This window comes from Palleronia marisminoris (genome assembly GCF_900172315.1).
In the GTDB taxonomy this organism is placed as follows: Bacteria; Pseudomonadota; Alphaproteobacteria; order Rhodobacterales; family Rhodobacteraceae; genus Palleronia; species Palleronia marisminoris.
Genome location: NZ_FWFV01000001.1, coordinates 304,980 through 330,354 on the forward strand (window position 1 = coordinate 304,980; position 25,375 = coordinate 330,354).

At 67.5% G+C, this 25,375-nt stretch carries 26 protein-coding genes and 1 tRNA gene; 12 read left to right on the forward strand and 15 right to left on the reverse strand.

Translation table 11 applies throughout. The features are described 5' to 3' along the window. Positions 1 to 164: 164 nt before the first annotated feature. Genes PAM7066_RS01485 through PAM7066_RS01495 form a run of 3 tightly spaced genes read right to left on the reverse strand, consistent with a single transcriptional unit; the run spans position 165 to position 3,351 of the window. Positions 165 to 980, reverse strand: a complete 816-nt coding sequence (locus tag PAM7066_RS01485; protein WP_085852341.1) for a transglutaminase family protein — start codon at positions 978 to 980, stop codon at positions 165 to 167. Then, positions 977 to 1,933, reverse strand: a complete 957-nt coding sequence (locus PAM7066_RS01490) for an alpha-E domain-containing protein (RefSeq protein WP_085852342.1) — start codon at positions 1,931 to 1,933, stop codon at positions 977 to 979. Before PAM7066_RS01490 ends, PAM7066_RS01485 begins: the two co-directional genes overlap by 4 nt. Before the next feature lie 2 nt (positions 1,934 to 1,935). Continuing rightward, positions 1,936 to 3,351, reverse strand: a complete 1,416-nt coding sequence (locus PAM7066_RS01495) for a circularly permuted type 2 ATP-grasp protein (RefSeq protein ID WP_085852343.1) — start codon at positions 3,349 to 3,351, stop codon at positions 1,936 to 1,938. 155 nt (positions 3,352 to 3,506) lie between these two features. Between PAM7066_RS01495 and PAM7066_RS01500 the strand changes: the two genes are divergently transcribed. The 5 genes from PAM7066_RS01500 to PAM7066_RS01520 all read left to right on the forward strand — a co-directional run bounded on the left by PAM7066_RS01500 (position 3,507) and on the right by PAM7066_RS01520 (position 9,389). Continuing rightward, a complete protein-coding gene (locus PAM7066_RS01500) occupies positions 3,507 to 3,929 on the forward strand; it encodes a BLUF domain-containing protein (RefSeq protein ID WP_085852344.1) in 423 nt (140 codons plus the stop codon). A gap of 42 nt (positions 3,930 to 3,971) precedes the next feature. Then, positions 3,972 to 4,988, forward strand: coding sequence for a ligase-associated DNA damage response exonuclease (locus tag PAM7066_RS01505; protein ID WP_085852345.1), 1,017 nt, complete (start codon positions 3,972 to 3,974; stop codon positions 4,986 to 4,988). After that, positions 4,985 to 6,577 carry an ATP-dependent DNA ligase gene (locus PAM7066_RS01510; protein WP_085852346.1) on the forward strand — a complete coding sequence of 531 codons (1,593 nt, stop codon included), beginning with the start codon at positions 4,985 to 4,987 and terminating at the stop codon, positions 6,575 to 6,577. The genes PAM7066_RS01505 and PAM7066_RS01510 overlap by 4 nt, the downstream gene beginning before the upstream one ends. Further along, a complete protein-coding gene (locus PAM7066_RS01515; protein ID WP_085852347.1) occupies positions 6,570 to 7,502 on the forward strand; it encodes an amidohydrolase family protein in 933 nt (310 codons plus the stop codon). Before PAM7066_RS01510 ends, PAM7066_RS01515 begins: the two co-directional genes overlap by 8 nt. 69 nt (positions 7,503 to 7,571) lie before the next feature. Beyond that, positions 7,572 to 9,389, forward strand: a complete 1,818-nt coding sequence (locus PAM7066_RS01520) for a M3 family oligoendopeptidase (protein WP_085852348.1) — start codon at positions 7,572 to 7,574, stop codon at positions 9,387 to 9,389. A gap of 37 nt (positions 9,390 to 9,426) precedes the next feature. Here PAM7066_RS01520 and PAM7066_RS01525 read toward each other — a convergent pair whose 3' ends face one another. The 3 genes from PAM7066_RS01525 to PAM7066_RS01535 form a co-directional block, all read right to left on the reverse strand. Then, on the reverse strand, positions 9,427 to 10,395 hold the full coding sequence (locus PAM7066_RS01525) for a Gfo/Idh/MocA family protein (RefSeq protein ID WP_085852349.1): 969 nt from the start codon (positions 10,393 to 10,395) through the stop codon (positions 9,427 to 9,429). Between the two features lie 67 nt (positions 10,396 to 10,462). Further along, positions 10,463 to 11,359: an RNA polymerase sigma factor RpoH gene (rpoH, locus tag PAM7066_RS01530; RefSeq protein ID WP_085852350.1), complete on the reverse strand. Its 897-nt coding sequence runs from the start codon at positions 11,357 to 11,359 to the stop codon at positions 10,463 to 10,465. A gap of 150 nt (positions 11,360 to 11,509) precedes the next feature. Then, entirely contained in the window at positions 11,510 to 12,538 is a 1,029-nt protein-coding gene (locus PAM7066_RS01535) for an RluA family pseudouridine synthase (RefSeq protein ID WP_085852351.1), read from the reverse strand. Here PAM7066_RS01535 and PAM7066_RS01540 point away from each other — a divergent pair. After that, complete coding sequence (locus PAM7066_RS01540; protein WP_090928600.1) at positions 12,537 to 12,824, forward strand: DUF6476 family protein; 288 nt, start codon at positions 12,537 to 12,539, stop codon at positions 12,822 to 12,824. The genes PAM7066_RS01535 and PAM7066_RS01540 overlap by 2 nt on opposite strands. A 2-nt stretch (positions 12,825 to 12,826) precedes the next feature. Here PAM7066_RS01540 and PAM7066_RS01545 read toward each other — a convergent pair. Next, positions 12,827 to 12,903, reverse strand: a tRNA-His gene (locus tag PAM7066_RS01545). Positions 12,904 to 13,011: 108 nt separating this feature from the next. Here PAM7066_RS01545 and PAM7066_RS01550 point away from each other — a divergent pair. Continuing rightward, positions 13,012 to 13,215: a DUF6324 family protein gene (locus PAM7066_RS01550; RefSeq protein WP_085852353.1), complete on the forward strand. Its 204-nt coding sequence runs from the start codon at positions 13,012 to 13,014 to the stop codon at positions 13,213 to 13,215. Here PAM7066_RS01550 and PAM7066_RS01555 read toward each other — a convergent pair. Further along, positions 13,212 to 13,646, reverse strand: coding sequence for an MmcB family DNA repair protein (locus tag PAM7066_RS01555; protein ID WP_245749556.1), 435 nt, complete (start codon positions 13,644 to 13,646; stop codon positions 13,212 to 13,214). The two genes, PAM7066_RS01550 and PAM7066_RS01555, sit on opposite strands and share 4 nt — an antisense overlap. A 347-nt stretch (positions 13,647 to 13,993) precedes the next feature. Here PAM7066_RS01555 and PAM7066_RS01560 point away from each other — a divergent pair, with 347 nt between their 5' ends. Together PAM7066_RS01560 and PAM7066_RS01565 are read left to right on the forward strand one after the other, a co-directional pair. Beyond that, positions 13,994 to 15,244, forward strand: a complete 1,251-nt coding sequence (locus tag PAM7066_RS01560; protein WP_085852354.1) for an AAA family ATPase — start codon at positions 13,994 to 13,996, stop codon at positions 15,242 to 15,244. Beyond that, a complete protein-coding gene (locus PAM7066_RS01565; RefSeq protein WP_085852355.1) occupies positions 15,241 to 16,002 on the forward strand; it encodes a COG3904 family protein in 762 nt (253 codons plus the stop codon). The genes PAM7066_RS01560 and PAM7066_RS01565 overlap by 4 nt, the downstream gene beginning before the upstream one ends. A 9-nt stretch (positions 16,003 to 16,011) precedes the next feature. Here PAM7066_RS01565 and PAM7066_RS01570 read toward each other — a convergent pair whose 3' ends face one another. From PAM7066_RS01570 to PAM7066_RS01590, 5 genes are all read right to left on the reverse strand, one after another. Continuing rightward, positions 16,012 to 16,197 carry a hypothetical protein gene (locus tag PAM7066_RS01570; protein ID WP_139214930.1) on the reverse strand — a complete coding sequence of 62 codons (186 nt, stop codon included), beginning with the start codon at positions 16,195 to 16,197 and terminating at the stop codon, positions 16,012 to 16,014. A 101-nt stretch (positions 16,198 to 16,298) separates the two neighbouring features. Continuing rightward, positions 16,299 to 16,766 carry a transcription antitermination factor NusB gene (gene nusB, locus PAM7066_RS01575; RefSeq protein WP_085852357.1) on the reverse strand — a complete coding sequence of 156 codons (468 nt, stop codon included), beginning with the start codon at positions 16,764 to 16,766 and terminating at the stop codon, positions 16,299 to 16,301. A gap of 2 nt (positions 16,767 to 16,768) precedes the next feature. After that, positions 16,769 to 17,266 carry a 6,7-dimethyl-8-ribityllumazine synthase gene (locus tag PAM7066_RS01580; RefSeq protein ID WP_370738073.1) on the reverse strand — a complete coding sequence of 166 codons (498 nt, stop codon included), beginning with the start codon at positions 17,264 to 17,266 and terminating at the stop codon, positions 16,769 to 16,771. After that, the gene (gene ribB, locus PAM7066_RS01585) at positions 17,266 to 18,369 is read right to left on the reverse strand and encodes a 3,4-dihydroxy-2-butanone-4-phosphate synthase (RefSeq protein WP_085852359.1); all 1,104 of its coding nucleotides are present in this window, start codon (positions 18,367 to 18,369) and stop codon (positions 17,266 to 17,268) included. The genes PAM7066_RS01580 and ribB overlap by 1 nt, the downstream gene beginning before the upstream one ends. A 66-nt stretch (positions 18,370 to 18,435) precedes the next feature. Further along, positions 18,436 to 19,038, reverse strand: a complete 603-nt coding sequence (locus PAM7066_RS01590) for a riboflavin synthase (RefSeq protein ID WP_085852360.1) — start codon at positions 19,036 to 19,038, stop codon at positions 18,436 to 18,438. 111 nt (positions 19,039 to 19,149) lie between these two features. On the opposite strand from PAM7066_RS01590, the gene PAM7066_RS01595 reads away from it, so the two are divergent. The 3 genes from PAM7066_RS01595 to PAM7066_RS01605 all read left to right on the forward strand — a co-directional run bounded on the left by PAM7066_RS01595 (position 19,150) and on the right by PAM7066_RS01605 (position 23,661). Then, positions 19,150 to 20,436 (forward strand): capsule polysaccharide biogenesis protein, encoded by a 1,287-nt coding sequence (locus PAM7066_RS01595; RefSeq protein WP_085852361.1) that lies wholly within the window; start codon positions 19,150 to 19,152, stop codon positions 20,434 to 20,436. A gap of 91 nt (positions 20,437 to 20,527) precedes the next feature. After that, positions 20,528 to 21,664, forward strand: a complete 1,137-nt coding sequence (locus tag PAM7066_RS01600) for a polysaccharide biosynthesis/export family protein (protein WP_476703798.1) — start codon at positions 20,528 to 20,530, stop codon at positions 21,662 to 21,664. Beyond that, entirely contained in the window at positions 21,661 to 23,661 is a 2,001-nt protein-coding gene (locus tag PAM7066_RS01605; RefSeq protein WP_085852362.1) for a capsule polysaccharide biogenesis protein, read from the forward strand. The genes PAM7066_RS01600 and PAM7066_RS01605 overlap by 4 nt, the downstream gene beginning before the upstream one ends. Positions 23,662 to 23,669: 8 nt before the next feature. Here the strand turns inward: PAM7066_RS01605 and ribD are convergent, their stop codons facing one another. Both ribD and nrdR read right to left on the reverse strand, forming a co-directional pair. After that, positions 23,670 to 24,752: a bifunctional diaminohydroxyphosphoribosylaminopyrimidine deaminase/5-amino-6-(5-phosphoribosylamino)uracil reductase RibD gene (gene ribD / locus PAM7066_RS01610; protein WP_085852363.1), complete on the reverse strand. Its 1,083-nt coding sequence runs from the start codon at positions 24,750 to 24,752 to the stop codon at positions 23,670 to 23,672. 14 nt (positions 24,753 to 24,766) lie between these two features. Further along, a complete protein-coding gene (nrdR, locus tag PAM7066_RS01615; RefSeq protein ID WP_085852364.1) occupies positions 24,767 to 25,234 on the reverse strand; it encodes a transcriptional regulator NrdR in 468 nt (155 codons plus the stop codon). Between the last annotated feature and the right edge of the window lie 141 nt (positions 25,235 to 25,375).

The window sequence follows — 25,375 nt, forward strand, 5'->3', positions numbered from 1 at the left end:
AATCTCGCGCAAGATCGATCGTGCATGAAAAGCGCGGACCGGCGAGGGCCTATCTGATCATCCGGACAGGACATCTAGCAGCGCTCGATTGGCACGAACGCAGCGCCGCCCCAACCTTGTAGGCGCGTTGCTGAGATGCCACTCGGCCGGCCGCGCCCGGTGAACTACTGTTGCGCTTGGACCACTTCGACTTCGACGTGCATGTCCTCCGTGCCCGCACCTAACGCGCGCCCTCGGATCGGCGCTGCGCTCCGAGCGTCCAGCCCGCAGCCGAGACGAATGTAGCGATCATCGGGGCAGCAACCATTGGCCGCGTCGAATCCGACCCAGCCAAGTCCCTCGACCCAGATCTCGGCCCAGGCGTGGCTGGCCTGATGCACCGTCGCGTCCTCGGTCGAGTGAAGGTAGCCGATAGTGTAGCGACCCGGCATTCCGACGGCGCGGGCGGCTGCAATGATGGCATGAGTCTGGTCCTGACACACGCCTTGGCCCAGCTTCAGCGCCTCGGCAGCCGTCGTCTCACTTTCGGTTGCACCGGTGGTGTAGACGATCGCGGACCGGATCGCGTGCGAGATCGCATGAGCCTTGTCCAGCTGGCTGTCCGCGCCCCTTACGGCGTCGGCTGCTAGTTCTCGCAAAGCAGCATCCAGCCGCGTCATCGGCGTCGCACGCAGATAGGCCACCGGGGTCACCTTTTCGCGCAAGCCACGCACGACTCCGGTCAGGTCACGCGTCTCGATCTCGCCCTCCACCATGATCGTCGCCGCGCTGACGTCGCGCATCGAGACGGTCTCGACCCAATCTCCTGCACCGTCGCGAAACGCCGCCCCGCGCTCGGCCTCGTGTCCCTCGATCCGGACCGACCAATTCTTCACGTCCTGCCCCTCGAACTCTGTCGGCCAGAGGCGCAGCGACTGGATGACCGAGCGCATCGGCGCGTCGTACACATATTCCGTGCGGTGTCGGACGCTCAGTTTCATCGCGCTTCTCCGTTCAGGTAGCTTGCGTTGATCTCGGCCCCGAGGTTCAGGACCTCGCCCAGCACGCGCTGCAGGAATTCATGCAGCCCCTCTTCCAGGATATCCTCGACGGTAATCTCGTTCAGCTGTGCCACCAGCATCCGCCCCCTGGAGGTCGCGGTGGTTCCTCGACCGTAAAGGCGGGCGAGGCGTTCGAGATGCTCGAGCACCCCCTCGGCCGAGGAAATCAGCGACCGCGGCGCCTGACGGTTCAGCACCAGGAAATCGACGATCTTGCGGGCCGTGACCTCGCCGCCATAGACCCAGGCGAAGGCGCGCTGTGCGTTCATCGCGTGCAACACGGTGCGCCACTGGTAATTATCGAGCCCCGATCCCACCATCGAGACGTTGGGCAGCAGCACGTAGTACTTAACGTCGAGGATTCGCGCCGTGGAATCGGCGCGCTCCAGGTAGTAGCCCATGTTCATGAAATCGAACCCGTCATTCCGGAGCTGGGTCGAGACCAACGCCCCGCGCACATGCGCCATGTGCTTGAGCGCAAAGTCCTTCATGTCCGATGTCGAGATCCGCGAGCGCTCCAACCGGGTAAGCTGCGTCATCTCGGCATTGGCCTCGTTGACGGCTTCCCAGACCTGCGTGGTAAGGGCGGTGCGGACGATCCGCGCGTTTTCACGCGCGGCATGAAGGCAGGACGCGACCGAAGAGGGATTGTCGCGGTCGAAGAACATGTGCGTCTCGACGTTCCGCGCCACGGCCTCGTCGCCGAATTTCGCCCGGTACGCGTCCCGGGTGCCCGAGGCTTGCAGGACAGAGTCCCATTCGTTGCGGTTTCCGCCGTGAACATCGGGCAGCAGCGCATTGCGCGACGCGACCTCCAGCAGGCGGGCATTCGTCTCGGCGCGCTCCATGAAGCGGGCCATCCAATACAGGTTGTTTGCGGTGCGGCTCAGCATTGTCATACTCCCGCGATGACCCACGTATCCTTGACCCCGCCGCCCTGGCTGGAGTTCACGACGAGCGATCCTTCCGTCAGCGCCACCCGCGTCAGGCCGCCTGGCACTAGTGTCACATCCTGCCCCACGAGGCAGTATGGCCGCAGATCGACATGGCGCGGGGCGACCCCCTGCTCGACGAAGGTCGGGCAGGTCGACAGGGCCAGCGTCGGCTGGGCGATGTAGCCTTCGGGGTTCTCTTCGATCTTGGCGCGGAACAGCTCGATCTCGTCCTTCGTCGATTTTGGACCGACGAGCATGCCATAGCCGCCCGAACCGTGCACCTCCTTGACCACCAGCTCGTGCAGGTTCTCGAGCACGTATCCGCAGTCGTCCTTCTTGGCGCATTGCCAAGTCGGTACGTTCTGCAGGATCGGCTCTTCGCCGAGGTAGAAGCGCACCATCTCGGGCACGTAGGTATAGATCGCCTTGTCGTCGGCCACGCCGGCACCCGGCGCCGAGCAGATCGTCACCCCGCCCGAACGGTAGACGTTCATCAGCCCGGGCACGCCCAGCATCGAGTCCGGCCGGAAACACAGCGGGTCGAGGAACGGGTCGTCGAGCCGGCGATAGATCACGTCGACCTTCCTGGGCCCCTCGGTGGTGCGCATCCAGCAGAACTCGCCCTCGACGAACAGGTCCGAGCCTTCGACAAGCTCGACGCCCATCATGTCGGCAAGGAACGAGTGCTCGTAATAGGCCGAGTTGAAATGCCCGGGCGTCAGCACCACCACACAGGGCTCGCCGTCGCACTTCTTGGGCGCTACGGAATCGAACGTCCGCTTGAGCTGGCGGGGATAGGTCTCGACCGGCGCGATGCGGTTGCCCTGGAACAGCTGGGGGAACATCCGCATCATGATCTCGCGGTTCTCCAGCATGTAGGACACGCCCGACGGGGTGCGGCAATTGTCCTCGAGGACGTAGAATTCGTCCGGACCGGTACGTACGAGGTCGATGCCGACGATATGGCTGAAGATGCCCTGAGGCGGGGTGAACCCGGCAACGGCGATCTCGTAGGCGTCGTTCTGGTAGACGAGGTGCGCCGGGATGCGGCCCGCGCGGACGATCTCGCCGCGGTCGTAGACATCGGCGAGGAACGCGTTCAGCGCCCGGGCCCGCTGCTTGATCCCCCGTTCGAGCCTCCCCCACTCATCGGCCGAGAAGACCCGTGGGAACATGTCGAACGGGATCAGCCGGTCGGGCGAGCCGCCCTCGCCATAAACTGCGAAGGTGATGCCGATGCGGCGGAACAGGTTCTCGGCCTCGGACTGCTTCAAGCCCCGCAGGTCGACCGGCATGTCCTTTGCCCAGCCCTCGATCCCGGCATAAGGTCCCCGGACCTTGCCGTTCTCGTACATCTCGTTGAAATATTCCGGCATGTGTCGCGGCCCGTCCCTCTGGTGTGCCTTTGACCTTAGGCGGCGAGCGGTCGAGATCAACCGGCTGCCGTCGCGCGTTCACCCGGTCTTAATTTTTGCTCCCGATATTGATGTGCGCGCCTCGTGTTTCATCAGCGGCGGGATAGGCAGGTCGGATGCTTCGTCAGATTTTCTATTGCAGCGTGGCCGAGCCACCGGACGGTGAACCGGACGTCGCCGGCATTCTGGAGCATTCGCGGCGCAACAACCCTGCGCTTGGGCTGACCGGGATGCTGACCTATGCCGACGGCGTGTTCGCCCAGATCCTCGAGGGCGATACGACCTCGCTCGACATCGTGCTGGAGGTGATCCGCGCCGACCCGCGCCATTCGGATGTCCGGATCCTGTCCGACCGCATGGCGACGCGCCGCCTGTTCAGCGACTGGTCCATGCTTCATGTCGACCTCGACGCCGCAGAAGACCGACCCCTGACCGACATGACGGTCGCGGTGTCCCGCTCGCCCACGCCTGACGGGATCGACCGCCTGATCCGCGCGCTGGCCTACCGCGCTGTGAACGAGGTGATCGACACCGCCTGAGCCCGCTCGACCCGGCCGGGCGGCGCGCTAACTTCGGACAGCATGGCCGACCCCGTGCTGACCTTCACCGACCGCGGCATCTACTGCCCCGCTGCAGACGTCTTCATCGACCCGTGGAAGCCGGTCGACCGGGCGCTCATCACCCACGGACACGCCGATCACGCCCGCCCCGGCATGGGCCGCTACCTCGCCACCGACGGCGCGGCCCCCGTCATGCGCCACCGCCTCGGCGACATCGCGATCGAGACGGTGGCCTACGGCGAAACCCGCCGCATCGGGGGTGCCGCGATCAGCTTCCATCCCGCCGGGCATGTCCCCGGCTCGGCGCAGATCCGGGTAGAGGTCGGCGGCGAGGTCTGGGTCGTCTCGGGTGACTACAAGGTCGCGCCCGATGGCCTCTCGGAGCCGTTCGAGCCGATCCGCTGCCACACCTTCATCACCGAATGCACCTTCGGGTTGCCGGTGTTTCGCTGGGACAGCCAGAACGCCGTCGCCGCGCAGATCAACGACTGGTGGCGCGCCAACGCGGCCGAGGGGCGCGCGACGATCCTCGGAGCCTACGCCCTCGGCAAGGCGCAACGCCTGCTGTCGGCCATCGACGCCTCGATCGGGCCGATCCTGACCCATGGCGCGGTCGAGAACACGAACGAGGTGCTCCGCGCGCAAGGGCTACCCCTGCCCGACACGATCCGCGTCACGCCCGAGATAAACCCCAAGGACCACCCCGGCGCACTGGTTCTCGCCACGCCCTCGGCGCTCGGAACGGCGTGGGCGCGGAAGTTCGGACCCGCCTCGACCGGCTTCGCCAGCGGCTGGATGGCCCTGCGCGGGGTGCGCCGTCGCCGCGCGGCCGATCGCGGCTTCGTCCTAAGCGATCACGCCGACTGGGAGGGGCTGAACACCGCCATCGCCGAGACGGGGGCCGAGCGCATCTTCGCTACCCACGGCTACACCCAGATCTTCCGCCGCTGGCTGGAAAGCCAGGGCTACGACGCCGCCATCGTCGAAACCCAGTACGAGGGCGAGACCCTCGATCCCGACCCGGTCGAGGCGCCATGAAGCGTTTCACCGCCCTGTTCACCGCGCTCGACCAGACGACGAAGACCAACGCCAAGGTCGACGCCCTCGCCGCCTATTTCGCCGAGGCGCCCGAGCCCGACCGCCTCTGGACCATCGCGCTGCTGTCCGGTCGGCGCCCCAAGCGCACGATCACGACGACCCACCTGCGCGAATGGGCGGCCGAGCGCGCCGGCATCCCCCTGTGGCTGTTCGAGGAAAGCTACCCCATCGTTGGCGACCTGGCCGAGACCATCGCCCTCGTCCTGCCGGACCCCGGCAGCACATCCGACCGGTCGCTTACCCACTGGATCGGCATGCTCCGCGACCTGTCGAAACTCGACGAGGCCGCCCGCAAACAGGGCATCCTCGACGCCTGGGATCAACTCACGGCCCGTGAACGGCTCGTGTTCAACAAGCTTCTGACCGGCGGCTTCCGCATGGGCGTCAGCCAGAAGCTGATGACCCGCGCCCTGTCGCGCGCCACCGGCATCGACGAATCCGACCTCGCGCACCGTCTGATGGGTGACTGGAGCCCCGAAACGACCAGCTTTGACGCCCTCATCCGCGCCCCCGACCCCGAGACCGACCTCTCCAAGCCCTACCCGTTCTACCTCGCCTACCAGTTGGACGGCGGCCCCGAGGCGCTCGACGATCCCGCGAACTGGGCGGCCGAGCGCAAGTGGGACGGCATCCGCGGCCAGCTTGTCCTGCGCGGCGGCCAGCACTTCCTGTGGTCCCGCGGCGAAGAGCTGATGACCGACCGTTTCCCCGAATTCGCCCGGCTGATCGATTTCGTCCCCCCCGGCACCGTTCTGGACGGAGAGGTCCTCGCCTGGACCGACGACGCGCCCCTGCCCTTCAACGCCCTGCAAAAGCGGATCGGCCGCAAGACCGTGCCGAAAAAGCTGCTGACCGAGGCGCCGGTGATCCTCTACGCCTACGACCTGCTCGAACACGAGGGCCGCGACATCCGCGCCCTGCCCTTCGCCGAGCGCCGCGCGCGCCTCGACGCCCTGACGGCCGACCTGCCGCCCGAAGCCCCGCTTCGTGCCTCGCCGCTTCTGTCCTTCGCCAGCTGGGACGACCTGGCCGCGATCCGCTCCCAGAGCCGCGAGCATCAGGCCGAAGGGCTCATGCTAAAGCGCAAGGACGCCCCCTATCGCGACGGCCGCCGCAAGGGCGACTGGTGGAAGTGGAAGGTCGATCCGCTGACCATCGACGCGGTGATGATCTACGCCCAGCAGGGCCATGGCCGCCGCGCAAACCTCTTCACCGACTTCACTTTCGCGGTCTGGAACGGCGACGATCTGGTCCCCTTCACGAAGGCCTATTCCGGCCTGACAGACGAGGAATTCGGGCGGATCACCGCCTGGGTCCGCCGCAACACGCTCGAGCGCTACGGCCCCGTCCGGCAGGTAAAACCGGAACATGTGTTCGAGATCGCGTTTGAGGGGATACAGGCAAGCCCGCGCCACAAGTCCGGCGTGGCCCTGCGCTTCCCGCGCATGGCCCGCTGGCGCCACGACAAGCCGACCGCCGAGGCCAATACACTGACCGACCTGCAGGAGATGCTGACCGCCTATGGTTGAAGATGATCGCCAACTTCCCGACGCCACCCCGGACCGCGACTACGACACCGTCTCGGAACTTCCCGTTGGCCTGTCGCCCGCCGACCGGCCCAAGGTGCCGTCGACCCTGCCGCCGCAGGGTGCGTGCGACGCGCATCTGCACCTCGTCGGTGGCAAGAACGACTTCCCGCTCTGGGACCACCGGATCGAGGATCCCGTGCCCGGTCGTGGCTTCGAGGACTGGTTGCAGCTTCTCCAGACCCACATGACGACCCTTGAAATGTCGCGCGGGGTGATCGTCCACTCGGCGCTCTATGGCGAGGACAACACCGTCACCATCGAAGCTCTGCGCAGGCTCGGCGAAAGCTATGTCGGCGTCGGCCTCGTGCGCGGTGACGTGACGGACGAGGCGCTCGACAAGCTCGCCGACACCCGCATCCGTGGCATTCGCGTGAACGAGGTCTTCGATGCTCCGTTGACCTGGGACGAGGCCAAGCCGCTGGCCCACAAGCTGGCTGCCCGCGGGATGCACCTTGAATTGCTGATGACCGCCGAGCGGATCGCCGACCTCTCGGAACAGATCGCCGAGCTGCCCTGCGACGTCGTCATCGGCCACTTGGGCTGGCCGGACGTGAATGCCGGCCCCGATGGCCCCGGCTTCGGCGCCGTTCGGCGGCTGGTGTCCGAGGGGCGCGTGTACGCCAAGCTCTCGGCGCTCTATCGCCTGACGTCGGCGCCCTACGACAGCGCGCAGCCCTTCGTCGCCGCCCTTGCCGAAACGCCCGAGCGGTGCCTCTGGGGTTCGGACTGGCCGCACCTGATGCTCGAGGGGGCCGAGGTGCCAGACGCCGGCATCCTTCTCGACCGGTTCTTCGACGCGGTGACGGATAACGAAGCGCGCCAGACGATCCTCGTCGACGCGCCGCAGACGCTCTACCGCTTCTGACCGCCGCGCGGGTTGGCGGCGCGCGTGCGCCGCCATATGTCGGGGCGGATACGCAATCGAGGAGCCGACATGACCCGCCAGCCCGTCTTCGACGCCAACGCCGCCGCCGGTGGCAAGGATCTGGGCGACCTGCCCGCCTGGGATCTCTCCGACCTCTATGCCGCGCCCGACGCCCCCGAGGTCGAGCGCGACCTTGGCTGGCTGGAAACCGAAGGCGCCGCCTTCGCCGCGGAATACGAAGGCAAGCTGGCCGACCTGTCCGCCGCCGAGATGCTCGCATGCCTCCACCGCTACGAGAAGATCGACATGGTCGGCGGCCGGATCATGTCCTACGCGGGCCTGCGCTATTACCAGCAAACCACCGATTCCGAGCGCGCCGCCTTCCTCTCCGACTGCCAGGATCGCCTGACCACCTACACCGCGCCGCTGGTGTTCTTCGGGCTCGAGGTCAACCGCATCGACGAGCCCCACCTGCAGGGCCTGTTCGACGCCAACGCTGATCTCGCCCGCTATCGCCCGATCTTCGACCGCCTGCGCAAGATGCGCCCTTACCAGCTGTCCGACGAACTCGAGAAGTTCCTCCACGACCAATCCGTGGTCGGCGCGACCGCCTGGAACAAGCTCTTCGACGAGACCATCTCGGGCCTCGAATTCGAGGTGAACGGCGAGGTTCAGGGGATCGAGGCCACGCTGAACCAGCTGACCGACCAGAACCGCGACACCCGCGAGGCCGCCGCGCGCGAGCTGGGCCGGGTATTCTCGGCCAACGTCAAGACCTTCGCCCGCGTTCACAACACGCTCGCCAAGGAGAAGGAGGTCGAGGATCGCTGGCGCAAGATGCCGACGCCCCAGACCGGCCGGCACCTGTCGAATGACGTCGAACCCGAAGTGGTCGAGGCGCTGCGAAATGCCGTCGTCGAGGCCTATCCGCGCCTCTCGCACCGCTACTACGAGCTGAAGCGCAAGTGGCTCGGCCTAGACCGGATGCAGGTCTGGGACCGCAACGCGCCCCTCCCGATGGAGACCGAGCGCCGCGTCGCCTGGCCCGAGGCGCGGGGCATGGTGATGGACGCCTACGCCGACTTCTCGCCACAACTCGCCGACTTGGCCGAGCCCTTCTTCGACAAGGGCTGGATCGACGCGGCCGTCACCCCCGGCAAGGCGCCAGGCGCCTTCGCCCACCCCACGGTGACCGACGCGCATCCCTACATCATGCTGAATTACCTCGGCAAACCGCGCGACGTGATGACCCTGGCGCACGAGCTTGGCCACGGCGTTCACCAGCGCCTCGCCGCGGATCAGGGTGAGCTGCTGGCCAACACTCCCCTCACCCTGGCCGAAACGGCGAGCGTCTTCGGCGAGATGCTGACCTTCCGCAAGCTGCTGGCGAACGCCAAGGACAAGGCCGAGCGCAAGGTCTTGCTGGCCGGCAAGGTCGAGGACATGATCAACACGGTCGTCCGCCAGATCGCGTTCTATGACTTCGAGTGCAAGCTCCACGCTGCCCGCAGCGAGGGCGAGTTGACACCGGACGAAATCAGCGCGCTATGGATGTCGATCCAGGCCGAGTCCCTGGGCGACGCGTTCGACTTCATGGACGACTACCAGGTGTTCTGGGCCTACATCCCGCACTTCGTCCACTCGCCCTTCTACGTCTATGCCTATGCCTTCGGAGATGGCTTGGTGAACGCGCTCTACGCCGCCTACGAGGAAGGCGCCCCCGACTTCCAGGAGAAGTATTTCGACATGCTCCGCGCCGGCGGGTCGAAGCACCACTCGGAACTCCTGAAGCCCTTCGGCCTCGACGCCAGCGACCCCGCGTTCTGGCACAAGGGCCTGTCGATGATCGAGGGCATGATCGACGAACTCGAGGCGATGGAAGACTGATCGCGCGCCGGCCCGGGGCGCAGGGTCCCGGGCCGGCTCAGCCTTTGCCGACCTCGAACGAGCGGTCGATCATCTCGAGCGATCCGCGCGTCTGCTCCAGCGTCCACGCATAGGGCGTGCCGTTGCGCACGCTGTCGCAGAACGCCTCGACCTGCAGGACATACTGGTTCACGCCCGGCCAGCGCTCGATCGTGCGGGTGTTCATCGCCGTCTCGATCACCAGTTCCGCCTGATCGAACGTCCCCGCGTTGAAGGGTGCTGTCAGTTCGAGCACGCCCTTGTCGCCGTGGAACACCACCCGCTGCCGGGGCGCCATCCTCGTCGAGACAACCGTGTGGAACGTGAAGTCGGGGAAGGCCGCCGTCACTTCGGCAAAGCTGTCCCAGTCGCCCTCCATCGTCAGTTTGGCATTCATGTCGCCGGGCCGCGCGTCGGTCGCGTACAGCACCGAGCCGAACGCATAGACGCCGATATCGCGCAGGCCACCACCGCCCATGCCCTCTCGATTGCGGATGTTGGCCGGGTCGTCGTTGAAGAAGGTGAACGTCGTCTCGACATGGCGCAGGCGTCCAACCGTCCCCTCGGACAGAAGCTGCCGGGCACGCTGCCATTGCGGGTGGTGGACGATCATGAACGCTTCGGCCGCCAGCAGCCCAGACGAGTCGCGCGCGGCGATCAGCCTGTCCACCTCGGAGGCATGCAGCGCGATCGGCTTTTCGCAGAGGACGTGCTTGCCGGCTTCGAGCGCCTTCAGCACCCATTCGACATGCAGGTGGTTCGGCAGTGGGACGTAGATCGCGTCGATATCGTCCGCGCGCAGCAGCGCGTCGTAATCCTCTTCGATCCGCAGGTCGGGCAGGAAGTCGGCGAAGGCGGCCGCCTTGTCGGACGAGCGTGTGGCAAGCGCCGTCACCCGCGATCCGCGCGCGGCGTGGAGGGCGGGGCCCATCGACTTCCTCGCGAAATTCGACGCGCCGACGATGCCCCAGCGGATAGGATCGGTCATGAAAAAAGCTCCCGGACTGTTCGCCCGGGAGCCTACTGTTATCGACGCGGAACGCCAGTCCTCGGGATCAGGCGTCGGCCATCATGCCCTTTTGCGAGGCAAGCTCGGTCATCCGCTTCTGCAGCTTGTCGAAGGCGCGAACCTCGATCTGGCGGATCCGCTCGCGGCTGACGTCGTATACGCCCGACAATTCTTCCAGCGTGACCGGCTGGTCCTGCAACCGGCGCTGCGTGAGGATATCGCGCTCGCGCTCGTTCAGGACGTCCATCGCCTTGCCCAGAAGTGCGCGGCGGGTCTGCAGTTCGTCCTTCTCGGCATAGTCGTCGGCCTGGTTGGCGTCTTCATCCTCGAGCCAGTCCTGCCACTGCGCAGACCCTTCCCCATCGTTCGAGATCGTGGCGTTCAGCGACGCGTCCGACCCGGCCATCCGCCGGTTCATCGAGATCACCTCGGCCTCGGTCACGCCAAGATCGTTGGCGATCTGCTTGACGTTCTCGGGGCGCAGGTCGCCCTCTTCCAAGGCGCCGATCCGGTTCTTCGCCTTGCGCAGGTTGAAGAACAGCTTCTTCTGCGCGCTCGTCGTGCCCAGCTTCACCAGGCTCCAGGACCGCAGGATGTATTCCTGGATCGAGGCGCGGATCCACCACATGGCATAGGTCGCGAGGCGGAAGCCCTTCTCGGGATCGAACCGCTTGACCGCCTGCATCAGGCCAACATTCGCCTCGGAGATCACCTCGGCCTGCGGCAGCCCGTAGCCGCGATAGCCCATGGCGATCTTGGCGGCGAGGCGCAGGTGGCTGGTGACCAGCTTGTGCGCGGCCTCGGTATCCTCGTGCTCGACCCAGCGCTTGGCGAGCATGTATTCCTCGTCAGGCTCCAGCATCGGGAAACGCCGGATCTCCTGCATGTAACGGTTGAGGCCCTGTTCCGGGCTCGGTGCGGGAAGATTTGCGTAGCTTGCCATTGTGCCCCTCCTTGCGGCCCTGTGGCCGTCAGCCCTCAATGTGGTGAACTGATCGGTTCAGTTCAAGGGCTTTCCATGTAGACTCTCGTTCGAATTCAAACGGATCGTAAAGATCGAAGGTCCGAATTCGGTCATCCCAATCGCGCGACCTCACGCGCTTGTGTCGCTCGATGCGGCGTCCAGACCTTCGAGCAATGTTTCCATGTCCAACGGCAGATCGCTGACGAAGTTCATATTTTCGCCGCTCGGATGGGTGAACCCAAGAGTATGGGCATGCAGCGCCTGCCGCGAAAACCCGTTCAATTGCAGCGCAACATCCCCCAGCCGCCGCTCGGATACTTTGCGCTGCCCGCCATAAACAGGGTCGCCGATCAGAGCGTGACCGGCATGGCGCAGGTGCACCCGAATCTGGTGGGTCCGCCCGGTCTCGAGCCGGCACGCGATCAGCGCAACCTCGCCCCAGTCCCGCTCGACCTGCACCCGCGTCACCGCATGCCGCCCGCCCTGGAACGTCACCGCCTGCCGCTGCCGGTCGGACGGGTGTCGCGCAAGGTTCGTCGCGATGCGGATCACGTTCCCAGGCTCGACGCTGACCCCGCGCGAACCCATCAGCCGCGGATCGGCAGGGCTTGGCACCCCGTGGCACAGCGCCAGATAGCGCCGTTCCACCGTATGCGCGGCGAACTGGTCGGCCAGCGCATGGTGCGCGCGGTCGGTCTTGGCGACGACCAGCAGCCCGCTCGTGTCCTTGTCGATCCGGTGCACGATGCCCGGCCGCTTTTCCCCGCCCACGCCGGACAGGTTGCCCCCAAAATGGTGCAGCAGCGCGTTGACCAGCGTGCCCGAGGGCGAGCCCGGCGCGGGGTGGACGACCATCCCGGCGGGCTTGTCGACCACGATCAGGTCCTCGTCCTCGTGGACCACGACCAGCGGAATATCCTCGGCCACCATCTCGGTCTCGGCCTCGTCTGGGATATCAAGCGCGATCTCGTCGCCCTCGGCCACCCGCATCTTGGCCGAGGTCAGAACCTCGCCGCCGCGACTCACGCTGCCCTCCTCGATCAGCTTCGCGAGGCGCGAGCGGGACAGGTGCGCGGCCTCTGGCACGTCGCGGGCGAGTGCTTTATCCAGACGCGCGGGTGGATCGGCCCCGATGATGACGACGAGGCGCGAGGCCATGGACAGCGAAACTCCTTCTCCCGACGGATCGGTGCGGCTGCTCAAATGGCTGGTCGTGGGGATGACTGCAAGCATGATCGCCCTCGCCATCGTGTTGATCTGGGCGATCCTGTCCGAGATGGGCAGCCCCGCCCCCGACTGGCCCGCCGCCCTCGACCTGCCCGAAGGCACCCGCCCCGCCGCCGTGACGCGGGCGCAGGACTTCACCGTTGTCGTCACCGAAGCCGGCGATATCCTGCTGTTCGATGCGGGTGGCGCGCTGACGCGCCGTATCGACCTGAAGTGAAGTGGTACCGCCTCCCTGGCTTGAACAGGGGACCTCTGGATCCACAATCCAGCGCTCTAACCAACTGAGCTAAGGCGGCCCGGTGCGCGGTGGACTACACATTCCGCACCCCCCTTGCAACCCCGTCTGTGCCTTGCCGGGCGTCCGAAGCAAGGATACCTGAAACCCGCCAAGAAGGAGCGATCACATGGGCATCAACGACCCCTCGGACACGTCCGCCAACATCCAGATCGGCCCGACCGACGCCGGCATGGTCCGCATCTACGTCGAGGCCGACGGCGGCATCGAGATCCCGATGGATTTCGAGCCTGAAGAGGCCGAGGAAATCGCGGAAGAGATTCGCGCAGCCGCACAGGGCGCCCGGCAGATGACCAAGAAGAAGAAGCGCTAGACCGCCAGCCCCGCGCCGGGATCGCGCAACGCATGCAGGCGTCGCGCGGCGTGGGTGGCGAATTTCTGGATCATCACCTTGCGCCGCGCCGGGGCCAGCTTCGCCTCGGCGCCCATGCGGAGGATCTCGGCGTCGTAGGCGTCGGCGATCATCAGGCCGCTATCCTCGGGCAGCAGTTCGACAGGGAAATCGGAATCCACCGCCCAGAAGTAGCGGTCGCACCATTCGAGGTATCCCTGCCATTTCGCGTCCCCTGCGAAGTCGGCACGGCAGGATTTGCACTCCACGATCCAGATCTCGCCCTTGGGCCCCAGGGCCATGACGTCGACCCGCAGGCCAGAAGTGGGCACCAGTTCCTCGACGCAGACGAACCCGTGCGAGACAAGGGCGCGCGCCACCCCGCGCTGCAAAAGCTGGCCGGGTCTCGGCATGGGTTCGGCATTGTGAAGCATGGGCAGGAATGTGAACAGAACGGCAACAAAAATCAAGCGCAGACGGGACTTGTCAGCGACGTGCCGCCCGCTTACCTGATGGATCAGGCGGGCACTGCCCTTCCCGTGTAGGGATAAATTCCAGTGGCCTTAAGCAAATCCGAGGGGGCTGGCTCTGGCAGGGCCGTGGTTCTGCTACCTGGTTCCCACCTGTACATACAGGTCCTCGGGAATTTTGCACTCCCCACGTTTGTGGTGGTCCCGCCGATCCTACTCCCCTTCACAGCGTGATTTGAATATCCCCGCCCGCCGGTCATACTTGCTGGAACCGAAGCGGGGGAACTCCGATGAACGACGGCACCGATCCGCGCCATGTGCGCGAGCTCGAGGGGCACCTGAGCTGGCTCGACACCTTCTCGGGCGCGGCTTTGGGTGTCCTCGCGACGGCGTCGGGCATCTACACCTATCTCGGCGTGTCATCGCTGCTGGATTCCACCGGTGCGCTGTCGGTCTTTGCGGCACTCGCCTATTCCATCGCGGTGTCGGTGGGGATCTTCGTCTTCTGGTCCTACCTGATGCGACTTCTGCCCGCGATGCGCACCGCCGCGTCGCGGTTGGGCCTGCTGGGGGCCATGGCGCTGGGGTCGCTTGCGATCATCGCGATGTCGTCCTGGCTGAACGCGGCCGCTTTGGCTGGCGCGGCGGCGGTGGAACAGCACCTCGCGCGCACCGTGCAGGAATACCAGGCGTCGCTGGAACGGGCGAACACCATCGCCGTCTCGGCCCAGGCGCTGGAGCGGGACGTGGCCCGCGTCCGCCAGTCGTTCCAGGACCTGTCCGAGCAAGAGGCGACCGGCGATCTGTCGGGCATCTCGGGGCGCGGCGCGGTGTTCCGGGTGCTGACGCAGAAAGCGGCCGAGCTGGCCGCGCTGGAACAGCAAATCGCCCAGCAAGGTCCGGCCGTCGCGCAGGCCTTCGCGGAAGGCAACGAGATCCTCAGCCGGATGCGGTCGCTGACGGTCGAGCCCGGCCCGGTCGAGGCACGCTCGGTCGAGTTCTCCGAAGATGCGGTGCGCCTTGCCGGCCTCATCACGCAACTGCGGCAGCTCTCCGTCGCACCGCTGGTCACGCGCGCGGCGAACGACCTGGCCGAAAGCGTCGTCCGCCCCGTCCTCAGCGAGACCGAGGCCACCGCGCAGGGACAGCAGGCGACCATCGACAGCGTGCTCGAGGTGCTGGCCCAGCGGGCCGCGACGCTAGGGGCCGCCGCCGCCGAGGTCGAAGGAATGCAGCCCCCTGTCGAGGTCAGCTATACGCCTATCTCGGCCGCCGATGCGGTGATCCGCTACGCGGGCAACTTCATCCCGTCGTGGGCCGGGGCCATCGCCATCGACCTGCTGCCGGCGGTGCTGGTCCTGATCCTGATGGTGACGCAGGGCGCGATCCGCCGCTCCCGCGACCGGGTGGCGATCGAGGATCACATGACGGTGGCCGAACTCCGCGCGGCCATGCGGGCGCTGCGAGAGGTCGAGGACCGCGACGTGCCCGACCTGACGGAAGCGCCCAAGCCCACACCGATCCGGGGCCACGCTGAATGAACGTGTCGCCCTCGACGGTCATCAAGGGGATCTTCGCGTTGCAACTGGTGATCGGTGCGGCACTGGTCGCGGGCGACATGAACGCGGGACTTCCGACCTGGAGCGCCCAACCCCGCGCGCCCCAGCTGGACCAGCCGGTGCGGCCCGGCGACCAGACGCGACGGTTCCAGCCCCAACAGCTGCCGGACGCGCCGAACCGCCCCTTCCCTCCGACGGCCGACATGCCCACGCGCCTGATGCTGAGCGATGCCGAGTTCGACGGGCGCAAGGTGGTGCGGATGGTGGGGACGATCGCGCCCGGCGATGGCGAGCGGGTCGCGCCCCTGCTGGCCGAGCGCTTCAACGCAGATGACGCGCCCGACGCGCTGCTGCTCCATTCTCCCGGTGGATCGGTGGGGGATGGGCTGGTGCTTGGGCGGGCGGTTCGCGACCTGGGGATCGCGACCGAGATCGCGCCTGGCGACCTGTGCCTGTCCGCCTGCCCCTATCTTTTTGCCGGGGGCGCATCGCGGACCGTGCAGCCGGGCGGATCGCTCGGCGTTCACCAGCACTACTTCGGCGAGAACATCGTCCAGCCCGCATTCCTGGCGGTCGAGGACATCCAGCGCGGCCAGGGCCAGGTCTTGGCCTACCTTGCCGAGATGGGACTTGACCTGCGGCTCATGGAGCACGCGCTGATGACCCCGCCCCAATCGATCTACATCTTCGTCACGGAAGAGCTCGAGCGCTACGGCATCGTCACCCCGCCCGAAGGCTAGGCGGCGGCGTCACCGATCTGAGCGGATCCGGACCGGCTTCGGCTCAGCCGAGACGCGCGCGTTGATGAGGTGCACCGTCAGGAAGACCAGCGCGGCAAGCACGGCAACACCCGCCGTGCCGAGTCCGAGAAGCACCAGCAGAAACCCGGCCGCGGCGGCGACGCCAACTCCGATTTGAAACAGAACGCTGCGCATCATTTCCTCCCTGATGGCAATGCTACCGGAACATGGCTCGGCGAGATTAAGTTCCGCGTCTCCAAGGACCTGAGCGATCCAACGCCTTTTCCCTGCGCGGGTCAACGCCTGTCTTCGAAAGCCTCGGGCTTGGCCGCACGGGCCATGTGGTCGAGCACGGCATTGACGAAGCGGGACTCCTTCCCCTCGGGGAAGAACGCCTTGGCCACGTCGACATATTCGGTGATGACCACCCGCGGCGGCGCCTTGCCCTGCAGCAGTTCGGCCCCGGCCGCGCGGAACAGGGCGCGCAGCACCGGGTCGATCCGGTCGATGGGCCAGCGTTCGACCAGCGCCTTGTGGGTCATCTGGTCGATCTTGTTCTGCCACTCGACCGCGTCGTCGAGCGTCTTGCGGAAGAGGTCCAGATCGCCCTCGGCCATCTCGCCCTCGTCGTAGATCGCACCGAAACGGTGCGTCTCGAACTCCGCGCGCACGCGGTCCGCCGAGAGGTTCGAGTGCTCCATCTGGAACAGCGCCTGCACGGCATAGAGCCGCGCGGCCGAGCGCATCTGTTTCTTGTCGGTCATGGTCAGCCTTTGGGTTTGAACCCGATGCCCTTGGGCGTGTTCCGCCACTTGCGCGACAGCGCGACCAGGTGCAAGGCCGCCGCGGCGGCACCGCCACCCTTGTCCTGCTCGCCCGCGCGCACCGCGGCCTGGTCGTAGTTTTCCACCGTGAGGATGCCGTTGCCGATGCAGGCACCCGACAGCCCCAGCATGGTCAGCCCGCGGGAGCTGTCGTTGCAGACGGTGTCGTAATGTGAGGTCTCGCCCCGGATCACGCAGCCGAGGGCGACGAACCCGTCGAATTCGGCGGTGCGATGCGCGATGGAGATGGCGGTCGGGATTTCCAGCGCGCCGGGCACCTCGATGGTCTCATGCGTCGCACCGGCAGCCTCCAGCGTGCGACGCGCACCGGCCAGAAGATCGTCTGCGATGTCCTTGTAATAGGGCGCCACGACGATCAGCACGCTGGGCGCGTCGTCGAATTCGGGCATCGGGGGGGTGTAGTGGGATTGGCCTGCCATCATCCGATCTCCGAGATCTTGCGCGTGTCCGTGATCGTCAGCCCGTAAGCGTCGAGGCCCACGATCTTCGGTTTCGGAGAGTTGGTGAGCAGCACAAGCTCGTGCAACCCGAGCGAGGACAGGATCTGCGCCCCCAGCCCGTATTGCCGCAGCGTCTGGGGCGAAACCTCGTCCTCGGCGGCGATCTTCATCTCGAGATCGCGCAGCAGGACCAGAACGCCGCGCCCCTCGGCCGCGATCAGCTCCATCGCGTCGCCGAACTCGCGGGCGCGGCCTTTCGGCCCCGTTCCTACGACGTCGAGCATCGGGTCCATCGCGTGCATCCGCACCAGCACCGGCTCGTCCCCCGAGATATCGCCCTTCACCAGCACGATATGCTCGGCGCCGTGGGTCTGGTCCTGGTAGACGCGCATGGTCCAGTCGCCCCCGAACTCCGAGGTGATGGTCTGCTCGCGGATCACCCGCACGAGGTTGTCGTTGCGCCGGCGGTAGGCGATCAGGTTGCTGATCGTGCCGATCTTGATCCCGTGGCGCTGCGCGAAGGCCACCAGATCGGGCAGCCGCGCCATCGTCCCGTCCTCGTTCATGATCTCGCAGATCACGCCGCTGGGGTTCAGGCCGGCAAGGCGCGAGATGTCCACGGCGGCTTCGGTGTGACCCGCGCGGACCAGCACGCCGCCGTCACGGGCGCGCAGGGGAAAGACGTGGCCCGGTGTGGCGATGTCGGCTTGCGTCGTGGCACTGTCGATGGCGACGGCGACGCTGCGCGCGCGGTCATGCGCCGAGATGCCGGTCGAGACCCCCTCGCGCGCCTCGATGGACACGGTGAACGCGGTCTCGTGCCGGGACGAATTGTGCTGCGCCATCATCGGCAGCCCGAGCGCATCGCAGCGGGCGGATGTCATGGCGAGGCAGATCAGGCCCCTGCCCTCCTTCGCCATGAAGTTGATGGCGTCGGGCGTGGCCATCTGCGCGGGGATTACAAGGTCGCCTTCGTTCTCGCGGTCCTCGTGATCGACCAGGATGAACATGCGGCCGTTGCGGGCGTCGTCGATGATCTCCTGCGTCGAGGAGATCGCGTCGTGATACTCGTGCTCGGCCATGCGCACCCTTTCGCTTCCGCCCGCCAGATAGACGGGGCGCGCCGCGAAGGCCAGAGCGGATCGCCCTCAGCCGACGTCGCGTAGCCTTGCGACGTAGCGGGCCACCGTGTCCACCTCGAGGTTGACCATGTCGCCCTCGGCCGCACCGCCCCAGGTCGTGACCTTTTTCGTATGCGGGATAAGGTTGACGCCGAAGCGCGCACCCTCGACCTCGTTCACCGTCAGCGACGTCCCGTTGAGCGAGATCGAACCCTTGGGCGCGATGAAACGCGCCAGATCTTCCGGTGCCTCGAAGGTATAGCGGGTGCTGTCGCCCTCGTCCCGGACCGACACGATCCGCGCGACCCCGTCCACGTGGCCCGCCACGATGTGCCCGCCCAGTTCGTCACCGACGCGCAAGCTGCGTTCCAGGTTCACGCGCCGGCCGACGGGCCAGCCCTCTGCGCCGATATTCGTGCGCGACAGGGTTTCGGCCGAAATCTCCACGTCGAACCAGTTCCGGGGGTCGCTGCCGGTCGAGACCACGGTCAGGCAGATGCCGTCGCAGGAGATCGACGCGCCCAGAGGAATATCCGCGGCGGTCCAGGAGCAGGCGATCCGGGCGCGCATGTCGCCGCGCAGCTCGACCTCGAGCACCTCTCCCACGTCGCCGATCAATCCGGTGAACATCGCTGCATCCTCCGCTCAGGCCATCGCCTCCCCACATGGCGCGAAGTGATCGGGGCTGCAAGGACTGCCATGGCTTGCGCAAGACCGCGCCGCAGAGGCAGACTCGACCCGATGCACGATCCGACGACACGCACCTTCCTGTTCCTGCAGGGACCGCACGGACCGTTCTTCGGCCAGCTCGGCCGGATGCTCGCCCGCACCGGCGCGCGCTGCTGGCGGATCGGCTTCAACCGTGGCGACGGGGTCTTCTGGCCCGACCGCGCAAGCTACATCCCCTATCGCGGCACGCCCGGGGATTGGCCGGACGTCCTGGCCCGGACGCTGGAGGCCAAGGGGATCACCGACATCGTCCTCTACGGCGACACGCGGCCAGTCCACGCCGAGGCGGTGCGCCTCGCGGCCGCGCGCGGGATCGAGGTTCACGTCTTCGAGGAAGGCTACCTGCGCCCCTACTGGGTGACCTACGAACGGGGCGGCTCGAACGGCCACTCCCCACTGATGTCCACCAGCGTCGCACAGATACGCAGCGCGCTGACCGAGAGGCAGACCGAAATGCCGGTCGCCCCCGCGCATTGGGGCGAGATGCGCCAACATGTCTGGTACGGCGCGCTCTATCACGCCGCGGTGCTGCTCGGGAACCGCAGCTATTCGGGCTTCCGCCCCCACCGTGCGCTCAGCGTCAGGCAGGAGTTCCGCCTCTACCTCGCGCGGCTTCTGCTCGCCCCCCTCCACCGCGCCGGCCGTGTCGCCGCCACTCGCCGAGTGAAGCGCGGCGGCTTTCCCTACCACCTCGCGCTGCTGCAGCTCGAGCATGACAGCAATTTCCTGCACCACTCGCCCTTCGAGACCGGCGCCGACTTCCTGCGCATGGTGATCGAGGGGTTCGCCGCCGGCGCGCCCGCCCACCACCACCTGGTCTTCAAGGCCCACCCGCTGGAGGACGGCCGCGTCGACCAGCGCCGCGCGATCCGCAGGCTGGCCCGCGAACACGGGGTGGCGGAGCGGGTGCACTATATCCGTGGCGGCAAGCTGGCGACGCTGCTGGACCACGCACGCTCGGCGGTGACGGTGAATTCGACCGCGGGGCAGCAGGTGCTGTGGCGCGGACTGCCTTTGCGGGCGTTCGGCGCGGCGGTCTATGGCAAGCCCGAGTTCGTCTCGACCCAGCCGCTGGCCGAGTTCTTCCGCCACCCCCTGCATCCCGATGCGCAAGCCTACCGGGACTACCGGCGCTACCTGCTCGAGACGAGCCAGATCGCCGGCGGCTTCTATTCGGCCTCGGGGCGCCGGCAACTTCTGCGGCAGGTGACCGACAGGCTGCTGGCCCCACACGATCCGTACGGAACGCTGCGCCTCGGAGCGGCGCCACGGCTCCGCCTGCATGTGGTGAATGAGTGACACCGCCCCATTCGGAGTGGATTTCCGGCGCCGCTCGGGTATCCTGATCCAAAAAAAGCACCCGAGGCAGAACAGGTCAGGAGACCGGGCAGTGAATCTCAAGAACCCGTTCTGGGCGAAACCCTTCGTCCTGCTCGCCGCCGTTGCCATGGTCGGAGCGTGCGGCCTACCGCGCGTCGGGCCGACCAAGAAGGAAATCTACAGCGGCTCGGTGCAGCGCCAGGGCGACGCCTTCGTCGTCTCGGTCAACCGGCGCGTGAACACAGCCACCGCCATTTATCCGTCGCTCGGGTTCAGCCCCGCCTTCCTGAATGCCGGCGTGTTGGGCTCCGACACGATCCGCCCCGGCGACACGCTGGGCCTGACCATCTACGAGAATGTCGAGGACGGCCTGCTGGTCCCCGAAGGCACCCCCGCCACCTCGCTGGAAGAAATCCAGGTGGATGGCGACGGCTACATCTTCGTGCCCTATGCCGGCCGGATCCGCGCCGCCGGCAATACGCCCGAAGCGATCCGCCGCATCATTTCCGAAAAGCTGGGCAGCCAGACCCCCGATCCGCAGATCCTCGTCCGCCGCCTTGCCGGTGACGGGGCCACCGTCTCGGTGGTCGGCGGTGTCACGGGCTCGGGCGTCTACCCGATCGAGCAGCCGACGCGGACGCTCTCGGCGATGCTGGCGCAGGCGGGCGGGCTGGCCATCCCTCAGGACGTCGCCCAGGTCACCGTCAGCCGCGGCAATCGGCAAGAGACCATATGGTTCGACGATCTCTACACCCACCCGCGCTACGACATCGCGCTTAGGAACGGCGACCGCATCCTCGTGGAACAAGACGCCCGGTCATTCACCGCACTCGGCGCCACGGGCAGCCAGAGGCTCGTGACGTTCGACCGGCAGACGATCTCGGCCATCGAGGCGATCGCGCTGGTCGGCGGGCTGTCGACCGCCCTCGCCGATCCCACCGGCGTCTTCGTCTTCCGCAACGAGCCGGAAGAGATCGCCGAGATGGTGCTGGGCCGCACCGACCTCGTGGGCCCGCAGCGCATGGTCTACGTGCTCGACCTGACAGAGCCCAACGGCATGTTCGAGGCCCGCGACTTCGCGATCCGCGACGGCGACACCGTCTACGTGACCGAGGCGCCCTACGTGCAGGTCCAGAAGGTCGTCGGCGTCCTGACCGGCGCGACCTCTTCGCTCGCCACGGTTCAGGATACCATTTCGACCGAATGACGCCGCCCCCCGCGCTCCGGGTCTACTCCGCCGGCTTCCTGAATCGGCGGTTGCGTCGCATCCTGACGCTGGCCGGGTGGCGCGTTACGACGGGGCGCCCGCGCGACGGCGACGCCGTGGGTGTCTGGGGCCGCTCGCCCTACGCCCACCGGGGCGAAGCGGTCGCCGCGCGCACCGCCGCACCGCTGGTGCGGATCGAGGACGCCTTCCTGCGCTCGCTGATGCCCGGCCGCTCCGGCGAGGCGCCGCTGGGCCTTCTGATCGACCGCGCGGGCGTCCATTTCGACAGCAGCCGACCGTCGGATCTGGAGCATCTGCTCGCGACCGCGCCGCTCGACGACACGGCGGTGCTGGACCGCGCGCGGCACCTGGTGACCCGGCTGAAGCGGGCGCATCTGACGAAATACAGCGCGGTCGACCCGTCGCTGCCGGTGCCCGAGCCGGGCTACGTTCTGGTAATCGATCAGACGCTGGGCGACGCCTCGATCCGCCATGCCGGCGCGACCGAGGCCAGCTTCGCCGAGATGCTGACGCTCGCGCGGCTCGAACATCCGGGCGCGCGCATCGTCATCAAGACCCACCCCGAGACGGCTCACGGCTATCGCGGCGGCCACTTCGGCCCCGGCGCTCTGGACGCTCGGACGAGCATCGTGGACGCGCCCGTCTCGCCCTGGAACCTGCTGGAGGGGGCTGTCGCGGTCTACGCCGTCAGCTCTCAGCTGGGGTTCGAGGCGATCCTCGCCGACCACCGCCCGCGTCTCTTCGGGCAACCCTTCTATGCCGGCTGGGGCCTGACCGAGGATGAATACCCGGTCGCCCGCCGCACCCGCCGGCTGACCCGCGCGCAGCTCGTCGCGGGCGCCATGATCCACTACCCGACATGGTACGACCCGTTTCGCGACCGTCTCTGCGAGGTCGAGGACGTGGTCGATACCCTCGAAGCGCAGGCGCGCGCCTGGCGCGAGGATCGGCACGGCCACGTCGCCCTCGGGATGCGCCTGTGGAAGCGGGGGCCGGTGCAGCGCATCTTCGGCCGCTGGCGCCCGGTACGGTTCGAGCGCGACCCCGGCCGCGCCTGCCGCCGCGCAAAGGTCGAGGGGCGCGGCCTTCTCGTCTGGGCGGGGGCCGAACAGCCGGGGCTGTCCGCGCCGCGTATCCTGCGCGTCGAGGACGGCTTCCTGCGCTCGCGCGGGTTGGGCGCGGATCTGGTCCCGCCCCTGTCGCTGGTGACGGACGATCTGGGCATCTACTACGATCCCGCGCGACCGTCGCGGCTCGAACGGCTGATCGCCCTGAGCGGCGATCTGCCCGAGCCCGACCTCCTCCGCGCCGAACGGCTCGTGGCGACGCTCGTGGCGGGTGGCCTCACGAAATACAACGTCGGCCGCGCAGAACTGCCGCCCTTGCCCGAAGGCCACCGCATCCTCGTGCCCGGCCAAGTCGAGGACGACGCCTCGATCCGCCTCGGCGCTGGCGCGGTGAAGACGAACGCGGCCCTCCTGGCAGCCGTCCGCGCAGCGAACCTCGAAGCCGCGATCCTCTACAAGCCGCACCCGGACGTCGAGGCCGGCCTGCGCCCCGGCGCGATCCACGCCGCAGAAGCCGATGTCGTCCTGTCGGGCGTCGATCCCGCGCGCCTGCTGCCGCGGGTGCAGGAGGTCTGGACCCTGACCTCGGCCACGGGGTTCGAGGCGCTCTTGCGGGGCGTGCCCGTGACCTGCCTCGGCGCGCCCTTCTACGCGGGCTGGGGCCTCACCCGGGACCTCGGCCCCGTGCCCATGCGGCGCAGCGTCCCGGTCCCGCTCGCCGGCCTCGCACACGCGACTCTGATCGCCTATCCGCGCTACATCGATCCTCTCAGCGGCCTTCCGTGCCCGCCCGAACTCGTCGCCGAGCGGCTTGCGACAGGCGCGATCCCGGGACCCGGCCGGGCGAACCGGGCACTTGCGAAACTGCAGGGGGCGCTCGCCGGTCAGGCCCATCTCTGGCGACGGTAGCGCGGCGCCTATCCCTGCTTGGCCGAGGGTTCCCAGACGGACATCGTGTCGGCGCCGATCCGGCGCGTCTCGACGAGGGCGAACCGCGGGGCGGCGGAAAGCGCGTCCACCCCGAGCGCCCCGACCGCGGGCCAACCCTCGGCCCCCAGCACGCGGCCAGCGCCAAAACTTACGAGCCGATCGACCAGCCCGACCTGTAGCAGCGACGCGGCGAAGCTGCCGCCGCCCTCGCAGAAGACACGGGTGATCCCCCGCTCGGCCAGGACCTGCAAAAGGTATCCCGCATCGAGGTAGCCGCCCGCAACCGGCACCTCGACGCAGGTAGCGCCGAGATCGGTCCAGGCGGCAATCCGATCGTCCCGCGCCTCGGACCCGTGGAGAAGCCATAGCGGCCCCTCGCCCACCGAGGCCGCCAGATCACCCTCCGACGGCAGGTCGAGCTTACGCGCCGCGATCACGCGGACGGGCTGGCGGTCGGCACCCATGCCGCGCACCGTCAGGCGGGGGTCGTCCGCCCGTGCGGTGCCGCCACCGATCAGCACGGCGTCGTGCGACAGGCGCATGGCATGAACGGTGCGCCGGGCGTCGGGGCCGGTGATCCAGCGGCTCTCGCCGCTCGCGGTGGCGATCCGACCGTCGAGCGTCGTGGCCAGCTTCAGCGTCACCATCGGGCGCTGCCGCAGCACGCGACTGAGGAACCCCGCCTGATCGCGGCGCGCCTCGGCCGCGCGGACCCCGGTGACCACCTCGATTCCCGCCTCGCGCAGGATGGCGTGACCACGACCGGCGACGCGCGGATCAGGATCCTCGAGCGCCGTCACCACGCGCGCGACGCCAGCCGCAACCATCGCCTCGGCACAAGGAGGGGTCCGACCGTAGTGGGCGCAAGGTTCGAGCGACACGTAGGCCGTGGCGCCTCGCGCGGCCGCACCGGCCTGCGCCAGGGCCACCGTCTCGGCATGGGGGCGCCCGCCCTCCTGGGTCCAGCCACGCCCGACCACGCGGCCGCCGGCAACGATCACGCAGCCCACGGCCGGGTTCGGCCAGACACGACCCAGCCCGCGCCGGCCCAGGGCCAGCGCGTGGGCCATATGGGCCGCGTCGCTCACCCCTCGGGCTTGGTAAGCGGTCTGAGTTCGCTCACGAACTTGTCGAAATCATCCGCGGCCTGGAAGTTCTTGTAAACGCTGGCGAAACGCACATAGGCCACGGCGTCGATCCGGGCGAGGCTTTCCATCACGATCTCGCCGATCACCTTCGAGGGGATGTCGGTCTCGCCCATGCTTTCCAGCCGCCGGACGATACCGCTGATCATCTGGTCCACCCGCTCCTGTTCGACCGGGCGCTTCTGCATCGATATGCGAACCGAGCGCTCCAGCTTGTCGCGGTCGAAATCCTCGCGTCGGCCGTTGGTCTTGACCACCACGAGGTCGCGCAGCTGGACCCGTTCGTAGGTGGTGAAGCGGCCACCGCAGGCAGTGCAGAGGCGGCGGCGGCGGATCGCCACGTGATCCTCGGCGGGCCGCGAATCCTTCACCTGGGTTTCGACATTGCCGCAGAACGGACAGCGCATCCCGTATCCCCCTTCGGGTGATTTCTCCCCTCGTCGTCCATCCTTAGCCGCCGACCCTACCGATGGACAGCACGAAAAGATCGCCCCCCACATGCAGCGGTGATGAACCGATGCAAGCGGATCACGTTGGGCTGGGTCATT